The 21,324-nt window shown below is 65.8% G+C and carries 21 protein-coding genes; 7 read left to right on the forward strand and 14 right to left on the reverse strand.

The window, feature by feature from the left end:
* Positions 1 to 55: 55 nt before the first annotated feature.
* Positions 56 to 1,291: an MFS transporter gene (locus FG93_RS08665; protein WP_043233717.1), complete on the reverse strand. Its 1,236-nt coding sequence runs from the start codon at positions 1,289 to 1,291 to the stop codon at positions 56 to 58.
* A 265-nt stretch (positions 1,292 to 1,556) separates the two neighbouring features.
* On the opposite strand from FG93_RS08665, the gene FG93_RS08670 reads away from it, so the two are divergent.
* The 4 genes from FG93_RS08670 to FG93_RS08680 all read left to right on the forward strand — a co-directional run bounded on the left by FG93_RS08670 (position 1,557) and on the right by FG93_RS08680 (position 4,820).
* Complete coding sequence (locus FG93_RS08670) at positions 1,557 to 2,843, forward strand: cell wall hydrolase (protein ID WP_244448536.1); 1,287 nt, start codon at positions 1,557 to 1,559, stop codon at positions 2,841 to 2,843.
* Positions 2,844 to 3,211: 368 nt separating this feature from the next.
* On the forward strand, positions 3,212 to 3,457 hold the full coding sequence (locus FG93_RS33525; protein ID WP_081881396.1) for a GDCCVxC domain-containing (seleno)protein: 246 nt from the start codon (positions 3,212 to 3,214) through the stop codon (positions 3,455 to 3,457).
* Positions 3,458 to 3,505: 48 nt separating this feature from the next.
* Positions 3,506 to 4,120, forward strand: a complete 615-nt coding sequence (locus tag FG93_RS08675; RefSeq protein WP_043233718.1) for a class I SAM-dependent methyltransferase — start codon at positions 3,506 to 3,508, stop codon at positions 4,118 to 4,120.
* A 103-nt stretch (positions 4,121 to 4,223) separates the two neighbouring features.
* Positions 4,224 to 4,820, forward strand: coding sequence for a hypothetical protein (locus tag FG93_RS08680; protein WP_152579360.1), 597 nt, complete (start codon positions 4,224 to 4,226; stop codon positions 4,818 to 4,820).
* A gap of 82 nt (positions 4,821 to 4,902) precedes the next feature.
* On the opposite strand, the gene nadC is transcribed toward FG93_RS08680, so the two are convergent.
* From nadC to FG93_RS08735, 11 genes are all read right to left on the reverse strand, one after another.
* Entirely contained in the window at positions 4,903 to 5,757 is an 855-nt protein-coding gene (gene nadC, locus FG93_RS08685) for a carboxylating nicotinate-nucleotide diphosphorylase (protein WP_043233721.1), read from the reverse strand.
* A gap of 13 nt (positions 5,758 to 5,770) precedes the next feature.
* Positions 5,771 to 7,330 (reverse strand): L-aspartate oxidase, encoded by a 1,560-nt coding sequence (locus FG93_RS08690; RefSeq protein WP_043233774.1) that lies wholly within the window; start codon positions 7,328 to 7,330, stop codon positions 5,771 to 5,773.
* Positions 7,331 to 7,384: 54 nt separating this feature from the next.
* Positions 7,385 to 8,476 carry a quinolinate synthase NadA gene (gene nadA / locus FG93_RS08695; RefSeq protein ID WP_043233775.1) on the reverse strand — a complete coding sequence of 364 codons (1,092 nt, stop codon included), beginning with the start codon at positions 8,474 to 8,476 and terminating at the stop codon, positions 7,385 to 7,387.
* Between the two features lie 204 nt (positions 8,477 to 8,680).
* On the reverse strand, positions 8,681 to 8,950 hold the full coding sequence (locus FG93_RS08700) for a hypothetical protein (protein WP_043233722.1): 270 nt from the start codon (positions 8,948 to 8,950) through the stop codon (positions 8,681 to 8,683).
* Between the two features lie 8 nt (positions 8,951 to 8,958).
* The gene (gene infA / locus FG93_RS08705; RefSeq protein WP_043233724.1) at positions 8,959 to 9,231 is read right to left on the reverse strand and encodes a translation initiation factor IF-1; all 273 of its coding nucleotides are present in this window, start codon (positions 9,229 to 9,231) and stop codon (positions 8,959 to 8,961) included.
* 83 nt (positions 9,232 to 9,314) lie between these two features.
* Positions 9,315 to 10,760: a DEAD/DEAH box helicase gene (locus FG93_RS08710; RefSeq protein WP_052513522.1), complete on the reverse strand. Its 1,446-nt coding sequence runs from the start codon at positions 10,758 to 10,760 to the stop codon at positions 9,315 to 9,317.
* Positions 10,761 to 10,951: 191 nt separating this feature from the next.
* Positions 10,952 to 11,161: a cold-shock protein gene (locus tag FG93_RS08715; RefSeq protein ID WP_043233725.1), complete on the reverse strand. Its 210-nt coding sequence runs from the start codon at positions 11,159 to 11,161 to the stop codon at positions 10,952 to 10,954.
* A gap of 270 nt (positions 11,162 to 11,431) precedes the next feature.
* Entirely contained in the window at positions 11,432 to 12,136 is a 705-nt protein-coding gene (locus FG93_RS08720) for an HAD-IA family hydrolase (protein ID WP_043233727.1), read from the reverse strand.
* A gap of 4 nt (positions 12,137 to 12,140) precedes the next feature.
* A complete protein-coding gene (locus FG93_RS08725) occupies positions 12,141 to 12,962 on the reverse strand; it encodes an alpha/beta fold hydrolase (protein ID WP_043233728.1) in 822 nt (273 codons plus the stop codon).
* Positions 12,963 to 13,060: 98 nt separating this feature from the next.
* On the reverse strand, positions 13,061 to 15,745 hold the full coding sequence (gene ppdK, locus FG93_RS08730; RefSeq protein ID WP_043233730.1) for a pyruvate, phosphate dikinase: 2,685 nt from the start codon (positions 15,743 to 15,745) through the stop codon (positions 13,061 to 13,063).
* Between the two features lie 176 nt (positions 15,746 to 15,921).
* On the reverse strand, positions 15,922 to 16,419 hold the full coding sequence (locus FG93_RS08735) for a YcgN family cysteine cluster protein (protein WP_043233731.1): 498 nt from the start codon (positions 16,417 to 16,419) through the stop codon (positions 15,922 to 15,924).
* A gap of 267 nt (positions 16,420 to 16,686) precedes the next feature.
* On the opposite strand from FG93_RS08735, the gene FG93_RS08740 reads away from it, so the two are divergent.
* The 3 genes from FG93_RS08740 to FG93_RS08750 are packed head-to-tail and all read left to right on the forward strand — an operon-like array spanning position 16,687 to position 20,138.
* On the forward strand, positions 16,687 to 18,912 hold the full coding sequence (locus FG93_RS08740) for a transglycosylase domain-containing protein (RefSeq protein WP_043233733.1): 2,226 nt from the start codon (positions 16,687 to 16,689) through the stop codon (positions 18,910 to 18,912).
* 12 nt (positions 18,913 to 18,924) lie between these two features.
* The gene (locus tag FG93_RS08745) at positions 18,925 to 19,500 is read left to right on the forward strand and encodes a DUF1214 domain-containing protein (protein ID WP_052513523.1); all 576 of its coding nucleotides are present in this window, start codon (positions 18,925 to 18,927) and stop codon (positions 19,498 to 19,500) included.
* Positions 19,497 to 20,138 carry a hypothetical protein gene (locus tag FG93_RS08750; RefSeq protein WP_052513524.1) on the forward strand — a complete coding sequence of 214 codons (642 nt, stop codon included), beginning with the start codon at positions 19,497 to 19,499 and terminating at the stop codon, positions 20,136 to 20,138. The genes FG93_RS08745 and FG93_RS08750 overlap by 4 nt, the downstream gene beginning before the upstream one ends.
* Here the strand turns inward: FG93_RS08750 and FG93_RS08755 are convergent, their stop codons facing one another.
* Complete coding sequence (locus FG93_RS08755; protein WP_152579361.1) at positions 20,139 to 20,933, reverse strand: hypothetical protein; 795 nt, start codon at positions 20,931 to 20,933, stop codon at positions 20,139 to 20,141.
* Positions 20,930 to 21,160: a hypothetical protein gene (locus FG93_RS33150; RefSeq protein ID WP_152579362.1), complete on the reverse strand. Its 231-nt coding sequence runs from the start codon at positions 21,158 to 21,160 to the stop codon at positions 20,930 to 20,932. Before FG93_RS33150 ends, FG93_RS08755 begins: the two co-directional genes overlap by 4 nt.
* Between the last annotated feature and the right edge of the window lie 164 nt (positions 21,161 to 21,324).

Consider the following 21,324-nt stretch of genomic DNA (forward strand, 5'->3'; position numbering starts at 1 on the left):
AACGAGCCCGGGCAATCCGCAAGGCGCAAGCATGTGCGCCTTTGCGTCGTCCCGATCAGGCGGGCTGCGGAACCGCGCGCGTCACCGGCTTCTCGACGATCGGCAGGTTGATCAGTGCAGAGGCGACACCCAAGGCGACCGATAGCCACCAGACGATCTCGTAGGAGCCCGTCCGCTCATAGAGGATGCCGCCGAGTAGCACGCCAAGGAAGCCGCCGACCTGATGCGAGAAGAAGGCGAAGCCATAGAGCATCGCCATGTATTTCGTGCCGAACATCAGCATGACCAGCGAGGAGGTCGGCGGCACGGTCGAGAGCCAGAACAGGCCGATCACGACGCCGAAGGCCAGCGCCGTCGCCGGGCTAGCCGGCAGCAGGATGAAGGCGGCGATGGCGACCGCCCGCCCCAGATAGATCCAGGCCAGCAAATGGCGCTTCGGCATGCGGGAGGTCAGCCAGCCGGAGCCGAGAGAGCCCGCGGCATTGGCGAGGCCGATCACGGCAAGCGTCCAGCCACCGACCCAGGCCGGCAGCCCGGCATCCTTGAGATAGGCCGGCATATGCGCTGTGATGAAGGCGAGCTGGAACCCGCAGGTGAAGAAGCCGAGCACGAGCAGAACGTAACTGCGGTGCTTGAAGGCTTCCGTCAGGGCCTGGGTGACGCTCTGGTTCGGCAGATTGACGGCCGAAGCGACCTGCCTGGCCTCTCCGGTCTTGCGGGTCCCCAGCATGATGGCGAGCGGCATCACCAGCAGCACCGAGCCGGCGAACACGACAAGCGCCTGATGCCAGCCGATCTGCTCGATCATGATGTTGCCGATCGGCGGGAACAGGAACTGGCCGAAGGAACCAGCCGCGGTACCCGCACCAAACGCCATCGGGCGCCATTGCTCCGGCAGCAGCTTGCCGAAGGCCGCCAGCACGAGATTGAACGAACAGGCCGAAAGGCCGAAGCCGATCAGCACCCCGGCGCCGAGATGCATCGTCATCGGCGTCGTGGCATAGGCCATGACGACGAGGCCGGCGGCATAGAGCAGCGCGCCGAAACACAGCACGCGCACCGTGCCGAACCGGTCTGCCACGGCGCCGGCGAAGGGAGCGCCGAGGCCCCAGAGCAGGTTCTGCAGGGCGATGGCGATACTGAACGTGTCGCGCCCCCAGCCGAATTCCAGCGTCATCGGGATCTGGAACAGACCGGCACTGGCGCGGGGGCCGAAGGTGATCAGCGCGATCAGACAGCCGGCAGCGACGACGATTTCGGGCGCATAGCTGCGCCGAGTGGCCGCACTCATGAGGAGCTCCGACAGTAGGACAGACAGGGACAAGCGTGATCGTGTGGCTGCACGTTAGCGTTTCGTCCCGCGCTGCAACAACGTCTTTTCGTGAAATTCCACATCACGGCCGCGCATGGGACACCGCTCGCCGACGCGCGCGAGTCCGGCATTAACCGGCTCTCAACCCTACCCGATGGATAACGGGACCGTCGAAAAGCGCGCCTTGGCTGCGCGGCCGACCCCCGGTGTTGTCAAGGCGGGCAGAGCGTTGAGTCAGTTGCGGTTGCGGCGTCGCACGAGGCGAATCAGAGCGCTGGGTCTGAAATGGGCCCTGGCCACGGTCGCGCCCTGGGCCCTGTCCGTCGGGCTGCTGGTCTCCTTCACCGCATCCGCCGGGCAGAATCACGACGGCGACGCGATCCCCTATTCCATGGTGCGCCGCGCTGCGCCCTCGCCCGATTCGGTGCTTGAGGAAGGGCCCTCGATGCTGGTCGCGGCCAGCGCCTTCCGACTGCCGGGCCTCACTCTGTCGTCCTCGATCCAACAGGCTCATCTCTCCTTCGACGCCCCCGAGCGGCGCGTCGCCATCGATCCGCGCCAGCCGCGTGAGGACATGAAGCGCACGGCAAGCGCCTTCCCCGAAGTCGACCGCAGCGCCAAGGGCGACCTGCTGCCGGGCCTGCGCCCGAGCCTGACCCTCACCCCGCAGCCACGCGAGCTCGAACGCGTCGTCTTCGGTGACAACCAGCCGGGCCTGATCTCGGGCGGCTTTGCCCTCGACGCCATGCGCGAAGGCGAGAGCGCCGACGGTCCGCAAATGGGTTTCGAGCCCTATGCCAATGACGAGGGCCTCACCGATCCGGCCCTGTCGGATTCCTCACCGAGTTCGCTGAAGCCGATCATCACCTCGCCGCGCGAGGCCGAGCTGCATCTCGAGAGCATCGACGGCTCGACCCCGGCGGTTCCGCCCCCCTCGGCACAGGCATCTTCGACCCCGGCCGTGAACTACAGCGTCGCCACGATCGCGCCGACGACACCACCGGCCGTGGCCGCCGCACGGCCCGCCGCCATCGGCAAGGCGACCGCGCCTGCAACCAGCGTCGCGCGCAAGAGCGATCCAGGACCGAAGCAGATCTATACCGGGCTGATCCTGCCGGAGAACATGGCGCGCGAGCAGCGCTGCCTCGCAGAAGCCGTCTATTTCGAGGCACGTTCCGAGTCCGACGAGGGTCGGGCTGCCGTGGCGCAGGTCGTGCTCAACCGGGTGAAGAGCGGGCTCTATCCCGATACGGTCTGCGGCGTGGTCTACCAGAACCGCCACCGCTACCTCGCCTGCCAGTTCACCTTCGCCTGCGAGGGCAAGTCGCTGCGCATCACCGAGCCCGAGCCCTGGCGCGCCGCCGTGCGCATCGCGCGCGAGGTCTTTGAGGGCACGACTTATCTCGCGGATGTCGGCGCCTCCACGCATTACCATGCCGACTATGTCCGGCCGTACTGGGCCAAGAAGCTGAAGAAAATGGACGTGATCGGACGGCACGTCTTCTATCAACTGAGGCCGGGCCAGACCTAGTTTATCTTGAATTCTCGACCGCAAGCCTGGACCTGCGACAGATTGAATGCCGAGCCCGTTTCGTAGAAGCAGACCTGCTCGGGCCTCATCAGCTCAAGGAATTCCCGGTATTTTGGTTTCCGGGGTTAGGGCCGCGTTGAGTGCACCGCGGGCTCGGGCCCCGACAAGGAGGGCCGCCTGCCCTGGAGACGCCTGTCGGCTCCATGAGAAGGCGCAGCAGAAGCGACTGCGCTGGGACCTGATCTTTCCGGACTGGGTAAGATCTGGCATGCAGAGGGCTCGTGAATGTGGTCCTGTCAACTTGATCCGGCCCGTTGCCTGCAATTGCTCTATGATGCCGCCGTGTCTCAACACCGCGAGTGAAGTGAATGGAGCTTCGATCCCTCATTACCTGCCCACATTGCGGACACGCTGCGGCCGAGACGATGCCGACCGACGCCTGCCAGTTCTTCTACGAATGCACGGGATGCGGCGCGCTGCTCAGGCCAAAACAGGGCGATTGCTGCGTGTTCTGTTCCTATGGCTCGGTTCCCTGCCCGCCCATTCAGGCAGCCGCGGGCGGAGAAACCGGCAGCGCGGCCTGCTGTGCCTCTCCTGCCGCGAGCGAAACCTGAGCTGAGCACAGGCGCGCCGGCGAAGGCCGCCGCCGTCTCCGGTGCGCCATGAGCGAGATCTTTCCTGCCACGTCGATGCCTGACCGGGACTGGTGGGCGGTGCTGTGGCCTTCGCCCGGCGATGTCCTCCGGAAGATCGGCATCAGGCCGGAGATGACCGTGCTCGATCTGTGCTGCGGCGACGGTTACTTCACCGCGCCGCTCGCCAGGCTCGTCGACGGGCGCGTCCATGCTCTCGATCTCGATCCGGCGATGATCGAATTGGCCAAGGCCGAAGTCGTCCGTAATGCCGCGTCAGTCCTGCAATGGCTTTGCGCCGACGCCCGCGAGATCGCCACGCTTCTGCATGAACGCGTCGACTACGTCTTGATGGCGAACACCTTTCACGGCGTGCCGGACCAACCTGGGCTCGTTCGCGCCATGCGGGCGGTGCTGCGACCGCATGGTCTGGTCGGAATCGTGAATTGGCATCGTCATCCGCGGGAGCAAACGACCGTGCTCGGCCAACCCCGCGGGCCGCAATCGGAGACCAGAATGTCCCCCGAGGCGGTTCGAGATGTCGTTGAGCCGGCTGGCTTCCGCTGCGTTCGGATCGTCGATCTGCCGCCCTTTCATTACGGCGTAGTATTCGAGACCTTGCCGGACGCCCTTGATCGTGGTTAATTTTACCTTGTTTTAGCGTTTACCTTGCGTTCATCACTTCCGGCTGGCTTCCTGCCCCCAACACGGCGGCGCCAAGACGCCGCCGGGGAGGTCGGAGTCAGACATGCGAGGCAAGGTGCCTTCCGCTTCCGCATTGGCCGCTTCGGTGGCCGCGGCCACGCTGCTGCTCGGTGCCGAGGGCGCCCAGGCTGGTGGTGGCTGCTATGGCTCCGCCTGCTACACGCTGCAGCAGTCGCCCCCGGTCTATGGCACCATCAACGAGACCTATGTCGCGCGCCCGGCGCAGACGCAGTCGCGCATCATTCCGGCCGAATATGAATATGTCACCGAGCAGGTGATGGTGCACCCGCAGCGGATCATCCCGCGCTATCGCCCGGCCCAGTACAGCACGGTTGCCGAACAGGTCCTGATCTCACCGCCTTCGCGTCGCTGGGAGGTGAGCCGCGATCTCTATGGCAACGTCACCGGTTGCTGGGTCGATGTTCCGGCGCGCTACGGCATCCAGCAGCGTACGGTCGAGATCAGCCCGGCAAGTACCGATTACGAGACCCTGCCGGCGGTCTATGGCCAGCGTCAGCGCAAGGTCATGGTGCGCCAGACCCAGGTTGTGCACGAGACGATCCCCGCCCTCTACGAAACCCGCCAGCGCCAGGTGTTGATGAGCCCCGGCTCGCAATACTGGGCGCGCGGCCGCTATTGAGTTCACGCCGACCGAGAGTTTAGACGCAGACCCTTTTTAACCACGGAAACGACCTCACGCCCCGGCTTCGGCCGGGGTTTTTTTATGCGATCTCGATGTCGAGCCCGAGGTCGAGCACGCTGGCCGAGTGGGTCAGGGCGCCAACCGAAATCATGTCGACGCCGGTCGCCGCGATCGCCGCGACGGTGTCGAGCGTGACACCTCCGGACGCCTCGACCTTCATGCGCCCACCGACCATCGCAACGCCGGTGATCAGATCGGCGACGGACATGTTGTCGAGCATGACGATATCGGCGCCCTCGGCGATGACCTCCTCGAGTTGGGCCAGGGTATCGACCTCGATCTCGATCTTGACGAAGTTGCCGGCCTGGCGCTTGGCCGCCTGCAGCGCGGGGCGAATGCCGCCAGCGACGGCGACATGGTTGTCCTTGATCAGGATGGCGTCATCGAGCCCATAGCGATGGTTGCCGGCGCCGCCGCAGCGAACGGCGTATTTCTCGAAAGCGCGCAGGCCCGGCGTGGTCTTGCGGGTGTCGACGATCATCGCCTTCGTGCCCGCGACCTTCCCCACATAGGCCGCAGCCAGCGTGGCGATGCCCGAGAGCCGGCCCATGAAATTCAAGGCGACACGCTCCGCCGAGAGAACGGAGCGAGCCTCTCCCTCGATGCGAGCCACAATGGCGCCAGGGTCGAGCCTGTCGCCATCGGACATGGCGGCCTCGAAGCGAACCGACGGGTCGTACTGCCGAAAAGCCTCGCGGGCGAAGGGGAGCCCGGCAATGACGCCACTCTTGCGCGCCGCGATCACCGCCCTTGCCCGCTTGCCGGTAGGAATCGTCGCAAGGGTGGTGATGTCACCGGCCCGGCCGAGATCCTCGATCAGGGCGGTACGCACCGCCTCGGTGATGAGCAGAGGGTTGAGGACGGCTTGGCTCACGTCAGGCTCCGGATCAGGACAGGGCGCGGCGCATGGCAGGCGGCGCCGATAGGGTCAGCTTGCTGCGCGTCGCGAGCGCCGCGCTGGCTTGCGGGAAATCGCTGCGCCAATGGCCACCACGGCTCTCGCGCCGGGCAAGGGCGGCTGCAACGATGATGAGGGCGGCGCTCGCCATGTTGACGAGCGTCGAACTTTCCGCGGCCTCGGCAATGGCCTGGAGCTGACGCGACGCAGCAAGCAGCCCTGACCCGTCACGCACCACGCCGACCCTTTCCGACATGAGTGTGCGCAAGCGCTCGATCGCCCGCTGGTCCGCCTCCGTGGGCAGGCAGGCTGCCGCACCGCTCATGCGGACGGGCTTCCCCCTGGCTTTCATCAGCAGCGGGCTGGCCTTCAGGTGCTCGGCGACACGTGCGCCGAAGACCACCGCCTCCAGCAGGGAATTCGAGGCGAGCCGGTTGGCACCGTGCAAGCCGGTGCTGGCCACCTCGCCGGCAGCATGGAGGCCCGGAAGCGTCGTGCAACCGTGAGCATCGGTCGCGACGCCCCCCATGTGGTAGTGCTCGGCCGGCGCCACCGGCATGAGTTCGGTTGTTGGATCGATGCCCGCCTTGCGGCAGGCGGCCGTGACGGCGGGAAATCGCTCGGCGAACTCCCTGCCGATCGCCGCCCTTGCATCGAGGAAGGCACCGCGCCCGGCCGCGATCTCGGCGAAGACAGCGCGCGCCACGATATCGCGCGGGGCGAGCTCGGCATCCTTGTGCACGGCCAGCATGAAGCGCTCGCCGGCGGCGTCGACGAGAATGCCGCCATCGCCCCGGATCGCTTCGGTGGCGAGCGGGGCTGGGTCGAGCCCGAGCGCCAGAGCGGTTGGATGGAACTGCACGAACTCGGCATCGGCAATCGTCGCGCCGGCACGCGCCGCCATGGCCAGTCCTTCGCCACGCGACTCCGCCGGGTTCGTGGTCAACGCGTAGAGATGGCCGATGCCGCCAGTAGCCAAGACGGTCGCGACAGCATGAAACTGCGTCGCCTCGCGCGCTGTCCCGTACTCGCCGCGCGCCAGAACACCCGTGCAGGCGCCGTCGGAGAGAAGCAGGTCTTCGGCAATGAACCCTTCCCGCACGGTGATCGAGGGCGTCTGCCGCACGGTCGCAATCAGGGCCTGCATGATCGCGGCGCCGGCACCATCACCGCCGACGCGGACGACGCGATGCTCCGAGTGCGCAGCCTCGCGCGACTGCACGAGGCGCCCGGCGAGATCGCGATCGAAGGGAACGCCATAGGACAGAAGATCATGGACGCGTTCGGCGGCCTCATTGGCAACCATGCGCGCGACGGCCTCGTCGACGATGCCGGCACCGGCCGCGATCGTATCGGCAGCGTGCTTTGCGGCCGTGTCGCCCTCGGACATCGCCGCGGCAATGCCCCCTTGCGCCCAACTCGACGAAGAGCCTTCGCCGAGCGGGCGTGGCGCCAGCACCGTACAGGGCAGCGGCGCCAATTTCAGCGCCGTGAACAGCCCCGCCAGCCCGCCGCCGACGATGAGGATATCAGCTTGGATGTCAGGCATGAGGGCCAATCCGCCGCCAAGGCCCCTCCCCCTTCAGGCGAGAGGCATGCGGGTTTACATCGTCAGGTTGACCATGCGCTCGACCGAGCGGCGGGCCTTCTCGGCCATCGCCGGATCGATCACCACCTCATGCTGCATGTAGACCAGCGACTCGAGGATCTTGGGCAAGGTGATGCGCTTCATGTGTGGGCAGAGATTGCAGGGCCGCACGAATTCGACGCCCTTCGTTTCGGCCGCGACATTGTCCGCCATCGAGCATTCGGTGACGAGCAGGACGCGGCCCGGCAGCTCATGCTTGACCCAGTCGATCATGCCCTTGGTCGAGCCGGTGTAATCGGCAACGGCGACGACCTCCGGCGGGCATTCCGGATGGGCGACGATCTTGATGCTCGGATCGGCCTCGCGGTAGCGCACGAGCTCGTCGGCGGTGAAGCGCTCATGCACCTCGCAGGCGCCGGCCCAGGAGATGATCTTCACCTTGGTCTGCGCCGCGACGTTCTTCGCCAGATACTGGTCGGGCACGAAGATGACTTCCGGCACGCCCAGGCTCTCGACCACCTGCACCGCATTCGACGAGGTGCAGCAGATGTCGACCTCAGCCTTCACATCGGCCGAGGTGTTGACATAGGCCACGACCGGGCGGCCGGGATAGCGCTCGCGCAACAGGCGGATATCGGCGCCGGTGATCGAAGAGGCCAGCGAGCAGCCGGCCTTCATGTCCGGCATCAGCACGATCTTCTCGGGGCTGAGCAGTTTCGAGGTCTCGGCCATGAAATGCACGCCGCCCTGCACGATGACCTCTGCCTTGGTCTTGGAGGCCACCTTGGCAAGCTGCAAGGAGTCGCCGACGATGTCGGAGACACAATGGAAGATCTCCGGCGTCATGTAGTTATGGCCGAGGATGACCGCGTTGCGGACCTGCTTCAGCTCGTTGATCGCCTTGATCGTCGGCGCGAAGAACGGCCATTCGACCGCCGGAATGACGGCCTTGACCTTCTCGTAGAGATGCGCGGTCGCAGCCTCGACCTCTGGGGTCCAGGTCAGGTCGGGCATCGGCAGTGGCCGGAAGCGCGGATCGTCCCTGCGGCGCGCGACCGTTGCCGGGGCGACACCGTTGCCGGAATCGAAGCCCCGAGACTTTTCCAAGCCCAAAGACGATTTTTCCAAGCCCAAAGACATGGCATCCTCCTCATCCCTGCGATGCCGGAGCTCCGCTCCGGGTCGCCGCCGGCCTGTTGCTAGCCAGCTATGCTCGTTTTGAGCATAAGGATATTAGCACGTCTCCCCGATGCTGGCCAGCACTCGGCACCCCGCGCCAGCGCGCGGTCCTTCATGTGTTGGGGGAATGTGTCAGGCGATGCCGCCGGTGACCAGCGCCAGGACGCCAAGACCGAGCACGAAGGCCAGGATCCGGGCGGGCATCCCGACAAGGGCGCCGGGAGGGCGGCCCGTCACGAAACCAAAGGCGACTTCGATGAGGCCGAGCCCGATCAGGACAAACAGGTAGCGCGGGAAAGCTGCCGATCCCGCCAGCCATCCAGTATGGGCCGCGAGTGCGACAAGGCCTCCGAGGCCTGCGCCTGCAGCGAGGAAGAGCAGTTCAACCCGGCTGAAGCGCATGCTGTGGCTCAGCGGCGACGGAAGTTCTGACTGCGCGGCGGCCCGCCCGGAGCCGGCCCCGCCGTCTTCTGACGGAAGTTGATGCGGCCACGATCAAGATCATAAGGCGACATCTCGACGACGACCCGGTCTCCGGCGATCGTACGGATGCGGTTCTTCTTCATCTTGCCGGCCGCGTAGGCCAGGATCACGTGGTCATTGTCGAGCTTCACCCGATAGTTTCCATCGGGCAGCACCTCGACCACCGTGCCGTCGAACTCGAGAAGTTCTTCTTTCGCCATTCCTTGGTCCTTCTTCTGCGCCTTGGGCGGACGACCGGATCAGAGGGATCCGCCGGCCCGATCGTCCCCTGGCTATCCGCGCGTCAGTTCGCGCGGCGCCGGGCGCCGCCATTGCGACGTTGCTCTGTTCTTTGCTGCAAGAACGCGACGCCGCCAAGCCCTTCCTTGCCGGCAACGCTGTCTTTTCGCGCCGAAGGCGCCTCAGTACGCTGCGGCGGACGGTCATTGCGCGGAGTCTCGCTGCGCTGACCGCCGGCATGCTGGGGCTTGCCCGCCTGCTGCGGCTTCGCGCCCTGGCGCTGGCCCTGCGGCCGGCCATGATCACGCCCACCACCGGAGCCCTGGCCATTGCGGCCGCGGCCCTGGTTCTGCGGCGGCTTCTTTGGCGTGCGGCCATCCCAGTGCGGCACCTCGCCGACCGGGGTCAGCGAAACGCGGGTGAGCTTCTCGATCGCCGCGAGGTCGCCGCGCTCTTCCGGGGTACAGAAGGCAATGGCGACGCCTGTGGCACCGGCGCGCGCGGTGCGGCCGATGCGGTGGACATAGGTTTCCGCCACGTTCGGCAGGTCGAAATTCACGACATGGCTGACGCCGTCGACATCGATGCCGCGCGCCGCGATGTCGGTCGCGACCAGAATGCGCAGCTCGCCATCACGGAAAGCGCCGAGGGCGCGCTCGCGCTGGCCCTGGCTCTTGTTGCCGTGGATGGCGGCCGACTTGATGCCGGACTGCTCAAGCTGGCGCACGACCTTGTCCGCACCATGCTTGGTGCGCGTGAACACGATCGCGCGCTCCATCTCCGGCACGCCGAGCGTCTTCGCCAGCAGGGCCGGCTTGTGGCCGGGGTCGGTGAAAATGACGCGCTGCTCGACCTTCTCGGCGGTCGTGGCGACCGGCGTCACCGCAACCTCGACCGGATTGGTCAGATAGGCCGAGGCGATCTCGCGGATCTGCTTCGGCATGGTCGCCGAGAACAGAAGGGTCTGGCGCTTGGCCGGGATCAGCGTCGCAATCCGGCGCAAGGCATGGATGAAGCCGAGATCAAGCATCTGATCGGCCTCGTCGAGCACCAGGAACTCGATCTCGCGCAGCGAGACTGCGCGCTGGTCGACAAGATCAAGCAGGCGGCCGGGCGTGGCGACGAGGATGTCGACGGTCTGCCCGAGCGCGCGGATCTGCTTGCCGACGGGCACGCCGCCGAAGATCACAGCCGATTTGACTGTGGTGAACTGGGCGTAGGTGCGGATGCTGGTCTCGATCTGCGCCGCGAGTTCACGCGTCGGGCTCAGGATGAGTGCACGCACCGAGCGCGGCTGCATGCGCCGCGGGTTGTTGAGCAACCGGTGCAGCATCGGCAACGAGAAGGCGGCCGTCTTGCCCGTGCCCGTCTGGGCCGCGCCGAACAGATCCTTGCCTTCGAGAATAGGGGGGATGGCCTGCGCCTGGATGGGCGTCGGCTTGGAATAACCTTCAGCCGCGAGCGCCTTGAGAAGCTGCTCGGCGAGGCCGAGGTCTGTAAATTGTGTCAAAACAGGTCTTTCTGAAGCCGAAACGCAAGGGGCGCATGTGGAAACCGGCTGCGCCACCGAATGGATTCGGCATTGAAGTACGTCATTTCCGTCCGGCGAACCGCTAGCCACTGCGCCGAAAGGTATTGTTGTAAAGGTATCGGTAGAGAGAGCCGGGAGAGTGCGGACACCCTCCCGGTCAGTATTCAGCCTCAGGCGACGACGAGATTGCCGGCCGAGGACTTGCCGGTCTTGCGATCGGCGATCAGCTCAAAGGAGACGACCTGACCATCGCGCAACTCGCGCAGGCCGGCACGCTCGACAGCGCTGATGTGGACGAAAACGTCCTGGCCGCCGGCCTCAGGGGTGATGAAGCCATAGCCCTTGGTGGTGTTGAACCACTTCACGGTGCCCTTGTTCATAGGGGTAGTCCTTACGTTTCAGATCCGCGTTCGTATGTGGAAGACACGACTTGACGCGCGGACGCCTCGCCGTGGCCTTGATAACGATGTGTGGTGGATCTGAATCGTGCCCGCCGACCGGGAAATCCCGCGCGGAGGATTGGCCAGAACCCGGCCGCATCTCGTCTTACATGGGCGGCACTAGCATAAATTGCAATGCGGGTCCAGCGCAGCGCCCTGATGCGCAACGGAGTGCCTCGATGGCCGTCCGACATGGCGGCGCTCTCACGATCAGTCGATCTCGCCCAGAAGCCGGACGAGGCCACCCAGATCCGTCAGCCGGCGATAGCGCTGCTCCGCAACCGGTTCCTCGGCATGTTCGAGCACCCAGGTCAGTTCATGCGGCACATGCACGGCCCAGGCCCCCGCCTGCAGCGCCGGCAGGATGTCCGACTTCAGCGAGTTGCCGACCATCATTGCATGTCTCGCGCCGTCACCATGACGGGCGAAGATGCGTTCATAGGTCGTGACGCTCTTGTCGCTGACGATCTCGACCGCCTGGAAGAAATCGCCGAGCCCTGACTGGGCGAGCTTGCGTTCCTGATCAAAGAGATCGCCCTTGGTGATCAGCACCAGCCTGTATTCGGAGGCCAAAGCCTCCAATGTTTCCTGTACACCCGGAAGCGTCTCGACCGGATGCGCCAGCATCTCACGCCCGGCGGCAAGGATCTCCGCAATGACGGAGGCCGGCACATTGCCGCCTGTGATCTCGATCGCGGTCTCGATCATAGAGAGCGTGAAGCCCTTGATGCCAAATCCGTAGAAGCCGAGATTGCGGCGCTCCGCATCCAGCAACCTGCCGGAGATGTCGGCCGCTTCGCCGTGCTCGCCGAGCAGGGTGACGAAACGGTCCTCCGTCAGCCGGAAGAACTGCTCGTTCTGCCAGAGCGTGTCGTCGGCATCGAAGCCGATCGTGGTCAGCGCGCGAGACGGCACGGTCTCAGCCCTTCAACTCGGACATGAAGCGGTCGACCTCGGCATTGAAACGCGTCGCATCCTCGAAATAGACGGAATGGCCCGTTTCGGGAACGCTGACGAAGCGGCCCCGCGGAGCATGGGCGGCGACGGCCTCTACGCCACAAGGTGGGACGACGAGGTCATCGGCGCCTGAAAGGAACAAGGCGGGACAATCGAGTGCGGCAAGGTCCGCGGGCGAGCGGTTGCGCGCCTCCCAGATGCGTTGTCGAACAAGGGCCTTGTCCAGGCCTGCATTGATGCGGTCGATGGATTTGTAGAGCTCGTAGAGCGCCGGCAAGCGTTTCGCGAAGGCTTCGCCGCAGGCGGGATGGATACCGCTCTCGGCCCAACGCGGCAGAGTCTCATCGACTCGCCGCTGCCAGGCCGCGAGTTCGCTCGAGATATCGCTTTCGGCCTTGCCGAAATCGAGCGTGCCGGTGGTGCAGGCCATGACGAGCCCTCTCACCGCCCCGGGGTTCGCCAGCGCATAGTCCACACAGCTCCAGCCGCCCATGGATTGCGCGACCAGGACCGGCCGCTCCAGCGACAGATGGGTGATCAGCGCGGCAAGATCGCCGGCATAGTCTGCCGGATCAGGACCGCCGGCCACCGGCTCCGACGGCGAGAAGCCGCGATGAGCGAAGGTCACGCAGCTGTGCCGCGGGCTGAAATGAGCGACCTGCTGCCACCAGGACAGATGATTGCCGCCCAGCCCATGAGCGAACACGATCGGCGGGCCGGAGCCCGTGACCTCGTAATAGAGCTTGCCGAAAGGGCGGGAGAGTTGGCCAATACGCGTCTGCATGGTGCGAAACTAGACCGGTGAGCGTTATCGCGCCAATGCGGGATTGTCGGTCTCGGGCGCAGCATGGCGCAGGCCCGAGACCGATGTCCAAGAAATGCTCAGGCGTCCTTGGCCTTGATCGCACCCAGTGCCGCCTGCGCCGCGGCCAGGCGTGCGATCGGCACCCGGAAGGGCGAGCAGGAGACGTAATCGAGACCGATGCTCTCGCAGAAGCCGATCGAGGCCGGGTCGCCGCCGTGCTCACCGCAAATGCCCAGCTTGATCCGCGGGCGGCTCCGGCGACCGCGCTCGACCGCAAGCTTGACGAGTTCGCCAACACCCTCCTGGTCGATGGTGACGAAAGGGTCGGATTCCAGAATACCGTTGGCGGTGTAGGAGCCGAGGAAGGAAGCGGCGTCGTCGCGGCTGATGCCGAGCGTGGTCTGGGTCAGGTCATTGGTGCCGAAGGAGAAGAATTCGGCGCTGCGGGCGATCTCCTCGGCACGCAAGGCGGCACGCGGCAGCTCGATCATGGTACCGACCTGGTAGGTGAACTCGGTCTTGCTTTCGCCGATCACGGCCTTGGCCATGGCGTCGATGCGAGCCTTGACGAGGTCGAGTTCGGCGACGCCCATCACCAGCGGCACCATCACCTCCGGGATGACCGGCTTGCCGGTCTCGCGCGCCGCGATCACGGCGGCCTCGAAGATGGCGCGGGCCTGCATCTCGGCAATTTCGGGATAGGCCACCGCCAGCCTGCAGCCGCGGAAGCCGAGCATCGGATTGAACTCGTGCAATTCGGCCGCCCGGCGTCGGAGCACGTCCGGCGTCACCGCCATGGCGCGCGCCACCTCGGCAATCTCCGCATCGGTATGCGGCAGGAACTCGTGCAGCGGCGGATCGAGCAAGCGGATCGTGACCGGCAGACCCTGCATGATGGTGAAGAGCTCGACGAAGTCCTGCCGCTGCATCGGCAGGAGCTTGGCCAGCGCGTCGCGCCGTCCCTTGTTGTCGCCGGCGAGGATCATCTCCCGCATCGGCAGGATGCGATCCTCGTCAAAGAACATGTGCTCTGTGCGGCAGAGCCCGATGCCCTCGGCACCGAAGTCGCGCGCAGCGCGGGCATCGCGCGGCGTCTCGGCATTGGCGCGAACCTTGAGGCGGCGAACCTTGTCGGCCCAGCCCATCAGTGTGCCGAAATCGCCGGAGAGCTCCGGCTGCTGCATCTTGACCTCGCCCAGCAGGACCTGGCCGAGGGTGCCGTCGATGGTGATGAAATCGCCGGCCCTCAGCGTGGTCGGCCCCACCGTCATCGTGCCCTTGGCATAGTCGACCCGGATCTGCCCGGCGCCGGAGACGCAGGGCTTGCCCATGCCGCGCGCCACGACCGCCGCATGCGAGGTCATGCCGCCACGCGTGGTGAGAATACCTTCGGCGGCATGCATGCCATGAATATCCTCCGGACTCGTCTCGACCCGGACCAGGATGACCTTGCGGCCCGCCTTCCTGGCAGCCTCGGCGTCGTCTGAATTGAAGACGATCTCGCCGGCCGCCGCGCCGGGCGACGCCGGCAGGCCGGTCGTCAGCACCCGTCGCTCGGCCTTGGGATCGATCGCCGGGTGCAGGAGCTGTTCGAGAGCGCCGGGCTCGACGCGGCCGACCGCCTCCTCCTCGCCGATCAATCCCTCCTGCGCCAGATCGACCGCGATCCTGAGCGCGGCCTTGGCGGTACGCTTGCCGGACCGGGTCTGCAGCATCCAGAGCTTGCCCTCCTGGATGGTGAATTCCATGTCCTGCATGTCGCGATAATGCTTCTCGAGGATGCCGTAGATCCGGCAGAGCTCGGCATAGGCCGCAGGCATCGCCTTCTCCATCGAAGGCTTGTCGGAACCGGCGGCCTGACGCGCCACCTCGGTAATGTCCTGCGGCGTGCGGATGCCGGCAACGACATCCTCGCCCTGCGCATTGATCAGGAACTCGCCATAGAGCGCGTTCTCGCCGGTCGAGGGATTGCGGGTGAAGGCAACTCCGGTGGCCGAGGTCTCGCCCATGTTTCCGAAGACCATCGACTGGACGTTGACGGCCGTGCCCCAGGAGGCCGGAATGGTATTGAGCTCGCGATATTTGATCGCCCGGCCATTCATCCAGGACGAGAACACTGCGCCGACGGCGCCCCAGAGCTGCTCTTGCGGCTCCTGCGGGAACTCGGCACCGAGCGCCTTCTTCACGATGTCCTTGTAGCGACCGACCAGCACCTTCCAGTCATCGGCCGAGAGATCGGTGTCGAGATGCTGGCCCTTGCGCTCCTTGTAGTCCTCGAGCGCCTCCTCGAAATGGCCGTGGTCGACGTCGAGCACGACGTTCGAATACATCGTGATGAAGCGGCGATAGCTGTCCCAGGCGAATCGGGCATCGCCCGAGGCCTTCGCCACGGCCTCGACGGTGACGTCGTTGAGGCCCAGGTTGAGGACGGTATCCATCATGCCGGGCATCGAGGCGCGGGCGCCGGAGCGCACCGAAACGAGCAACGGATTGGCGGGGTCGCCGAAGACCTTGCCGGTGAGACGTCCCATCTCTGCAAGCGCAGCCTTCACCTGCCCGGCGAGATCGGGCGGGAAATTCTTGCCGTTTTCGTAATAGTGGGTGCAGACCTCGGTGGTGATCGTAAAGCCGGGCGGGACCGGCAAGCCCAGATTGCTCATCTCGGCGAGGTTCGCGCCCTTGCCGCCGAGCAGGTTCTTCATGCCCGCTTCACCCTCGGCCTTGCCGTCGCCGAAGGTGTAGACCCACTTCCCACCAGCCATCACAACTACCTCTTCATCCAGCCGGGCTCATGAACGCGCCGGCGATCCAAAAGTTTCATGCGAAGCGCCACCGGCACAGACAGCCGGGCAGCAGGGACCGGCGAGGTCATGCCGAAAAGCGGATGAACAATCAATGAGCGAGGCTGCAGCAGGATTGCTGCAGATCTGCGACGCTCTCAGCCACGCGAAGGGCTGCGCGCCGCGCGCGGCCAACGCAGCGGCCAGTTGACGATACGTTCGGGCAGGTCGTCCTCATGCACGTCATCTTCACTGGCGAAGACCCGACCGCGCACCGAGACGCCGGCCGCGACGACCGTCGCTGGATCGCCGGACACCAGCGGATGCCACCAGGGCAGGTCGCGTCCCTCCCCGACCAGACGATAGGCGCAGGTCGGCGGCAGCCAAGGGAGCGTGCGAACCTCGTCCGGAGTGAGTGTCACGCAATCGGGAACGATCGTCGAGCGATTGGAGTAATCCTTGCAGCGGCATGCGCCGGCATCGAACAATCTGCAGCCGATATCGGTGGCGTGGATGCGACCGGTATCCTCATCCTCCAGCTTCACGAGGCAGCAGCGCCCACAGCCGTCGCAGAGCGATTCCCACTCCTGCGGGGTCATCTCGTCGAGCGTCTTGCTACGCCAGAATGGCTCTGGCCGGATGGGTGCGTCCGTCATGGAAGCGCTTATGCGCCCTCGTGGAGTTCGTGGAAAGCGCCGCGATGCCGCGCATCCCAGTTGCACGCTGCTCCGGACAGACTGTTTCGCAATGGCACGGATCGTCTGGCGCAAAACCTGCTGTTCAGCTGTTTAAAGGATGACGCTGGCCTTCCCGTGCGCATAGGTCGATCCTATGTCCTTCCCAAGGGGCGCTTTGGGTTGCCAACACCATCCGGTCGCGGCAGGAGATAACGGCAGCTTTTCGTCAGGGTGGCCCGGGCGGCGATGGAGTTCAGGAAGGCACACTGGACGACCCGTCTCAAGCGCTTCGCGCTTGGCGTCGATTCATGGATCGACGACACGCTCTGGGGCGCGGGCCGCCGCGCGGGCGAAGCCTATGAGCGCGTGCGCAGCTATGCCGACCGGCTGACCGTCTCCGGCGGCAAGCGGGTCGTAGCGGAGGTCGCGAGCGAGGGCCTGAATGTCGGGATCGCCGGCGCTCTCGTCCTGCTCATGCTCGCAATCCCCGCCTTCCGCGAGGGCCGCGAGGAGGCGCTCAAGCATCAGGTCTTCGCGGTGACCTTCCTGGACCGGTACGGCTCCGAGCTCGGCCATCGCGGCGCGCGCCATGACGACTCGCTGAAGCTCGAGGAACTGCCGGACCATCTCATCAAGGCCGTTCTGGCAACCGAGGATCGGCGTTTCTACGACCATTTCGGCATCGACATCTTCGGGACCTTTCGCGCGATCACGGTGAACGCACGGGCCTCGGGCGTGGTTCAAGGCGGGTCGTCGCTGACCCAGCAGCTCGCCAAGAACCTCTTCCTGAGCAATGAGCGGTCGCTCGACCGCAAGATCAAGGAAGCGTTCCTGTCTCTGTGGCTCGAATACAGGCTGACCAAGAACGAGATCCTCAAGCTCTATCTCGACCGCGCCTATACGGGCGGCGGTACTTTTGGCGTGGCGGCCGCGTCGGAATATTATTTCGGCAAGTCCGTGAAGGATGTCAGCGTCGCCGAGGCCGCCATGCTGGCCGGCCTGTTCAAGGCGCCGACCAAATATGCGCCTCACGTCAATCTGCCGGCGGCCCGTGCCCGCGCCAATGACGTGCTGAACGCGATGGTCGATGCCGGCTTCATGACGGCAGGCCAGATCGACAGCGCAAAGCGCAACCCGGCCACCCCGGTCGATCGCAAACGGGACGCCAGCCCCGACTACTATCTCGACTGGGCCTTCGAAGAGGTTCGCAAGCTGGCTGAGGACGGCAAGATCGGCCCGGACCGGGTGCTGACCGTCAAGACGCCGCATGATCCGGCAATCCAGGATCGTGCCGACCACGCGATCGAAACGATCCTGCGCCAGCATGGCCCGGCCTATCATGCCAAACAGGCGGCGAGCGTGGTCATGGATCCCGACGGCGCCGTGCGCGCGATCGTCGGCGGGCGCGACTACGGCGCGAGCCAATTCAACCGCGCGACGGCAGCAAGGCAGCCAGGCTCTTCGTTCAAGCCGTTCGTCTATGCAGCAGCGCTCTCGTCTGGCCTCTACCGTCCGAATACGATCGTGACCGATCGCCCGGTCTGCATCGGAAACTGGTGTCCGAACAATTACGGCCGCTCCTATGCCGGATCGCTACCGCTGACGGTGGCGCTGGCGAAATCGATCAACACGATCCCGGTGCAGATGTCGGTTGCGATCGGCCGCGCCACGGGCGAGACCCATGAGGCACGCGCGGCGCGCATCGGCCGGCTGAAGATCATCGAAACCGCGCGCGCCATGGGCTTGACCACGCCGCTGACCGACACGGTCTCGCTGCCCATCGGCGCAGCCGAGGTGACGGTCATGGATATGGCAGCGGGCTATGCCGTGCTCGCCAATGGCGGGCTGCGTGCCAAGCCCTATGCCGCGATCGACATCCATAATTCGCAAGGCGATCTGATCTATCGGCATGATCGCGACGACAGCACCGGCAAGCGCGTGCTGAGCACCCAGGTCTCGCAGGACTTGAACTTCATGCTGTCCAAGGTTCCGACCGAGGGCACCGGGCGTCGCGCCGCGCTCGACGGCGTCGTCACGGCCGGCAAGACCGGCACCACCAATGGCTACAAGGACGCCTGGTATGTCGGCTATTCCGGCAATCTGGTCGGCGCGGTGTGGTTCGGCAACGATGACTCGTCGGAGACCGCCAATATGACGGGCGGTTCCCTGCCGGCGATGACCTGGAAGGAGATCATGCAGTTCGCCCATCAGGGGCTGGAACTGAAACCGATCCCGGGCGTGACGCCCGTGATCGATCCGAAGGTCGCAGCGCTCGCCAAGGCCAACGCTCCTGCAGCCGACACCGCAACGCCGGGTGCGGGGGCTGGCCATATGCCGCGCCAGTCCTTCGAAGTGCTCTCGGCCGTCGGCGCGATGTTCCGAACGATTGAACCGGTGCGCGCTGCAGGACGGACGGCCCAGGCCGGCATCCAGGATATGACGCCACCGGGTGGCGCAAGCCGTATCCGCTGAACAGGCTTCGCCGTGCGCATCCTCACTCTCTCCTACATCATCGCACTCGGCGCCGGGCTGGGGCTCGCCTCGGCACATCTTGCCGTCGCGGAGCGTCCTCCGCTCGGAAGGCTGCAGGTCGGCTCATGGACAGCGTGGCCGCGCAGCGGCGGGCGCGATGTCGATCCTTATATGCGGGCCTATCTGGCCCGTGGCGTTCATCTGCCGCTTGGCTCCGGCGAAGGGCTCGAGCTGATCGCGGAGCGCGACGAGAGCGGCCAGATGCTCGATGGGCGCTGCCGTTATCTCATCACGGGAACGACGCCGACGACGCGGGGCTGGACACTGAACGTCACCGATACCGCAGGACACGCCTTCCACCTGCCGCTCGAACGCAGCGGGTTCACCGATGCCGAGATCGTGCGCGACGAGAGCGCCGGTTTGCGAGCGGTCGCTGGGACGACGCCTGAGGCCGGGAATTGGCTGCCATTGCCCATTCGTGGGCATTTCCAGTTTCGGCTGAGGCTCTACGATACGCCGATCTCGGGACATGCGAGCGAGTTGCGTCCGGAGTCCCTTCCCCGCATCGGCCGGATCGATTGCCGATGACGACCTTCGAGTCCTCCCACGGTACTTCCGGTCCTGTCATTGCGAAGTCAAACCGGACGGTGAATTGGCGTCAGCGCATCACGACTGCGATCCGTCGCTTCGCCCTGGCGACGGTGGCCGGGCTGCTGCTGGCGGGAATCGTCCATATCGTGACCGTGCTGCTGATCCCTCTCCTGTCGGAGCGCGATGCGGCAACGGCCTATGCGGCGTTGGGCACCGGGGGGCAGGCCGAACTGGTGACGGCGCAGAGGGCCGAACTGCCGGCCCCGCGTGATGCTGATCCTGCTCTCGTGACCGCCGTTTGCAGCTATGATCTGAGTGCGGGCCCAATGCGGGTGGTGGCGCGCGTCGGTTCGCTGCCGCTCGGACTGTCGCTGCACCGGCGTGGCGGCGGTGTCGGCTACGCCATTACGGACCGCGCCGCGATCCGCGGGATTCTGGAATTCGTGGTGATGACCAGCGAACAGCTCGACGAGCGGCTTGCACGCGACGAGGAGGGAGAGACCACGCGCGAACTGCGTGTCGTATCCGACACGGAGCAGGGCCTGATCGTCGCGCGTGTGCTGGCGAAGCTGCCGTCCGACCGGTCCGATGCCGAGGCGATGGCCAAGAGCGTCGCCTGCGGCCTGGCCGATTGATCAACCCTTGTGGACCACCGGCCTGGACGGCTCGTCATTCCGGAAGGTGCCGATCAGCGGCAGCTTGCAGAGGGGCCCGGCCTCGGCCTCGAGCGCCATGATGCTGCGTTCGGCCCTGACCGCGTCGCGCGCCGGCATCTCGACCACGAGATTGGCCAGCGCATAGCGGTAACTTTCCAGCCGGAAGCCGACACGCTCGCAGACCCAGAGGATCAGGCCTTCATTCTCGATCACGCGCGCGAGCGCCGGATCGTTCTGATCGGGCGGCACGAGGGGCGATGCCTCCAGCGTCTTCATCCGGATCCGGTCAGCCGCAACCACCCTGGCCGCATTGCCCCGGAACGGCCCGATCAGCAAGCGGTCAGCGTTCGCATCCTCGGCCAGCCGGTTGTAGCGCGAAGCCTGTGACCGGAAGGAGCCGGATATCAGCGATCGATGATAATCGGAGATGTTGCTGGACTGAGCGGCGACCGGCAGGATTCGGGCATGAGCCAGATCCGAGACCTGACGCTCGAAGACGTTGCGCTCATGTGCCGGCATGACGAAGCGCCAGGCCCGATCCCGCAACTGTTCCTCGTCGTCTGTCATGTGGAAATACGATACCGCCTCGCCGCGTGCGGTCGCGGACCAGAAGCCGATGCTGGGCGCAATCGTATCGTTCCAGATACCGGGACGCGGGCGGCCGAAGTCGCCGCTGCCGGGCGCGCAGGCCCCTGCCGACAAGGCCGCCGCCAGAGCCAGTTGCAGGCTCCCCCTGCCCGCACCGGAACGCATACGCCGCAACGGGAGCATCACGCCGGCTGCCTGACACTCTTGGGAGCGGACTTGGCACGCTTGGGAGCGGACTTGGCACGGGACCGAGTGCCGGGCTTTCGCTCCGGCCTGCCAGGCGCGCGCGGCTCCGGCGGGCGCTCGTAGCGCACACCGGTGAAGAACAGGATCGCCCCGGTTTCCCGGGGAGCGGCCGGGAGCGAGCCGGCAACCCTGCGCCGACGCGGCGCGAAAGGAATGACGACGGCCATGATGCGCCTCCTTGGTTGGCGCTTAAGGTTGCGGTCGAGTCAGGGAACGGATGGCACGGCGCGGGCCGGCGCCGGCAGCCAAGGCCCTCAAACCGCATCAGGCCCCGACATGGTTAACGTCACATTAACGCGTCGGGCATAAGTTGACGGAAACCACCGAGTCT

The sequence above is a fragment of the Allobosea sp. LC85 genome (assembly GCF_000735605.1).
GTDB lineage: Bacteria > Pseudomonadota > Alphaproteobacteria > Rhizobiales > Beijerinckiaceae > Allobosea.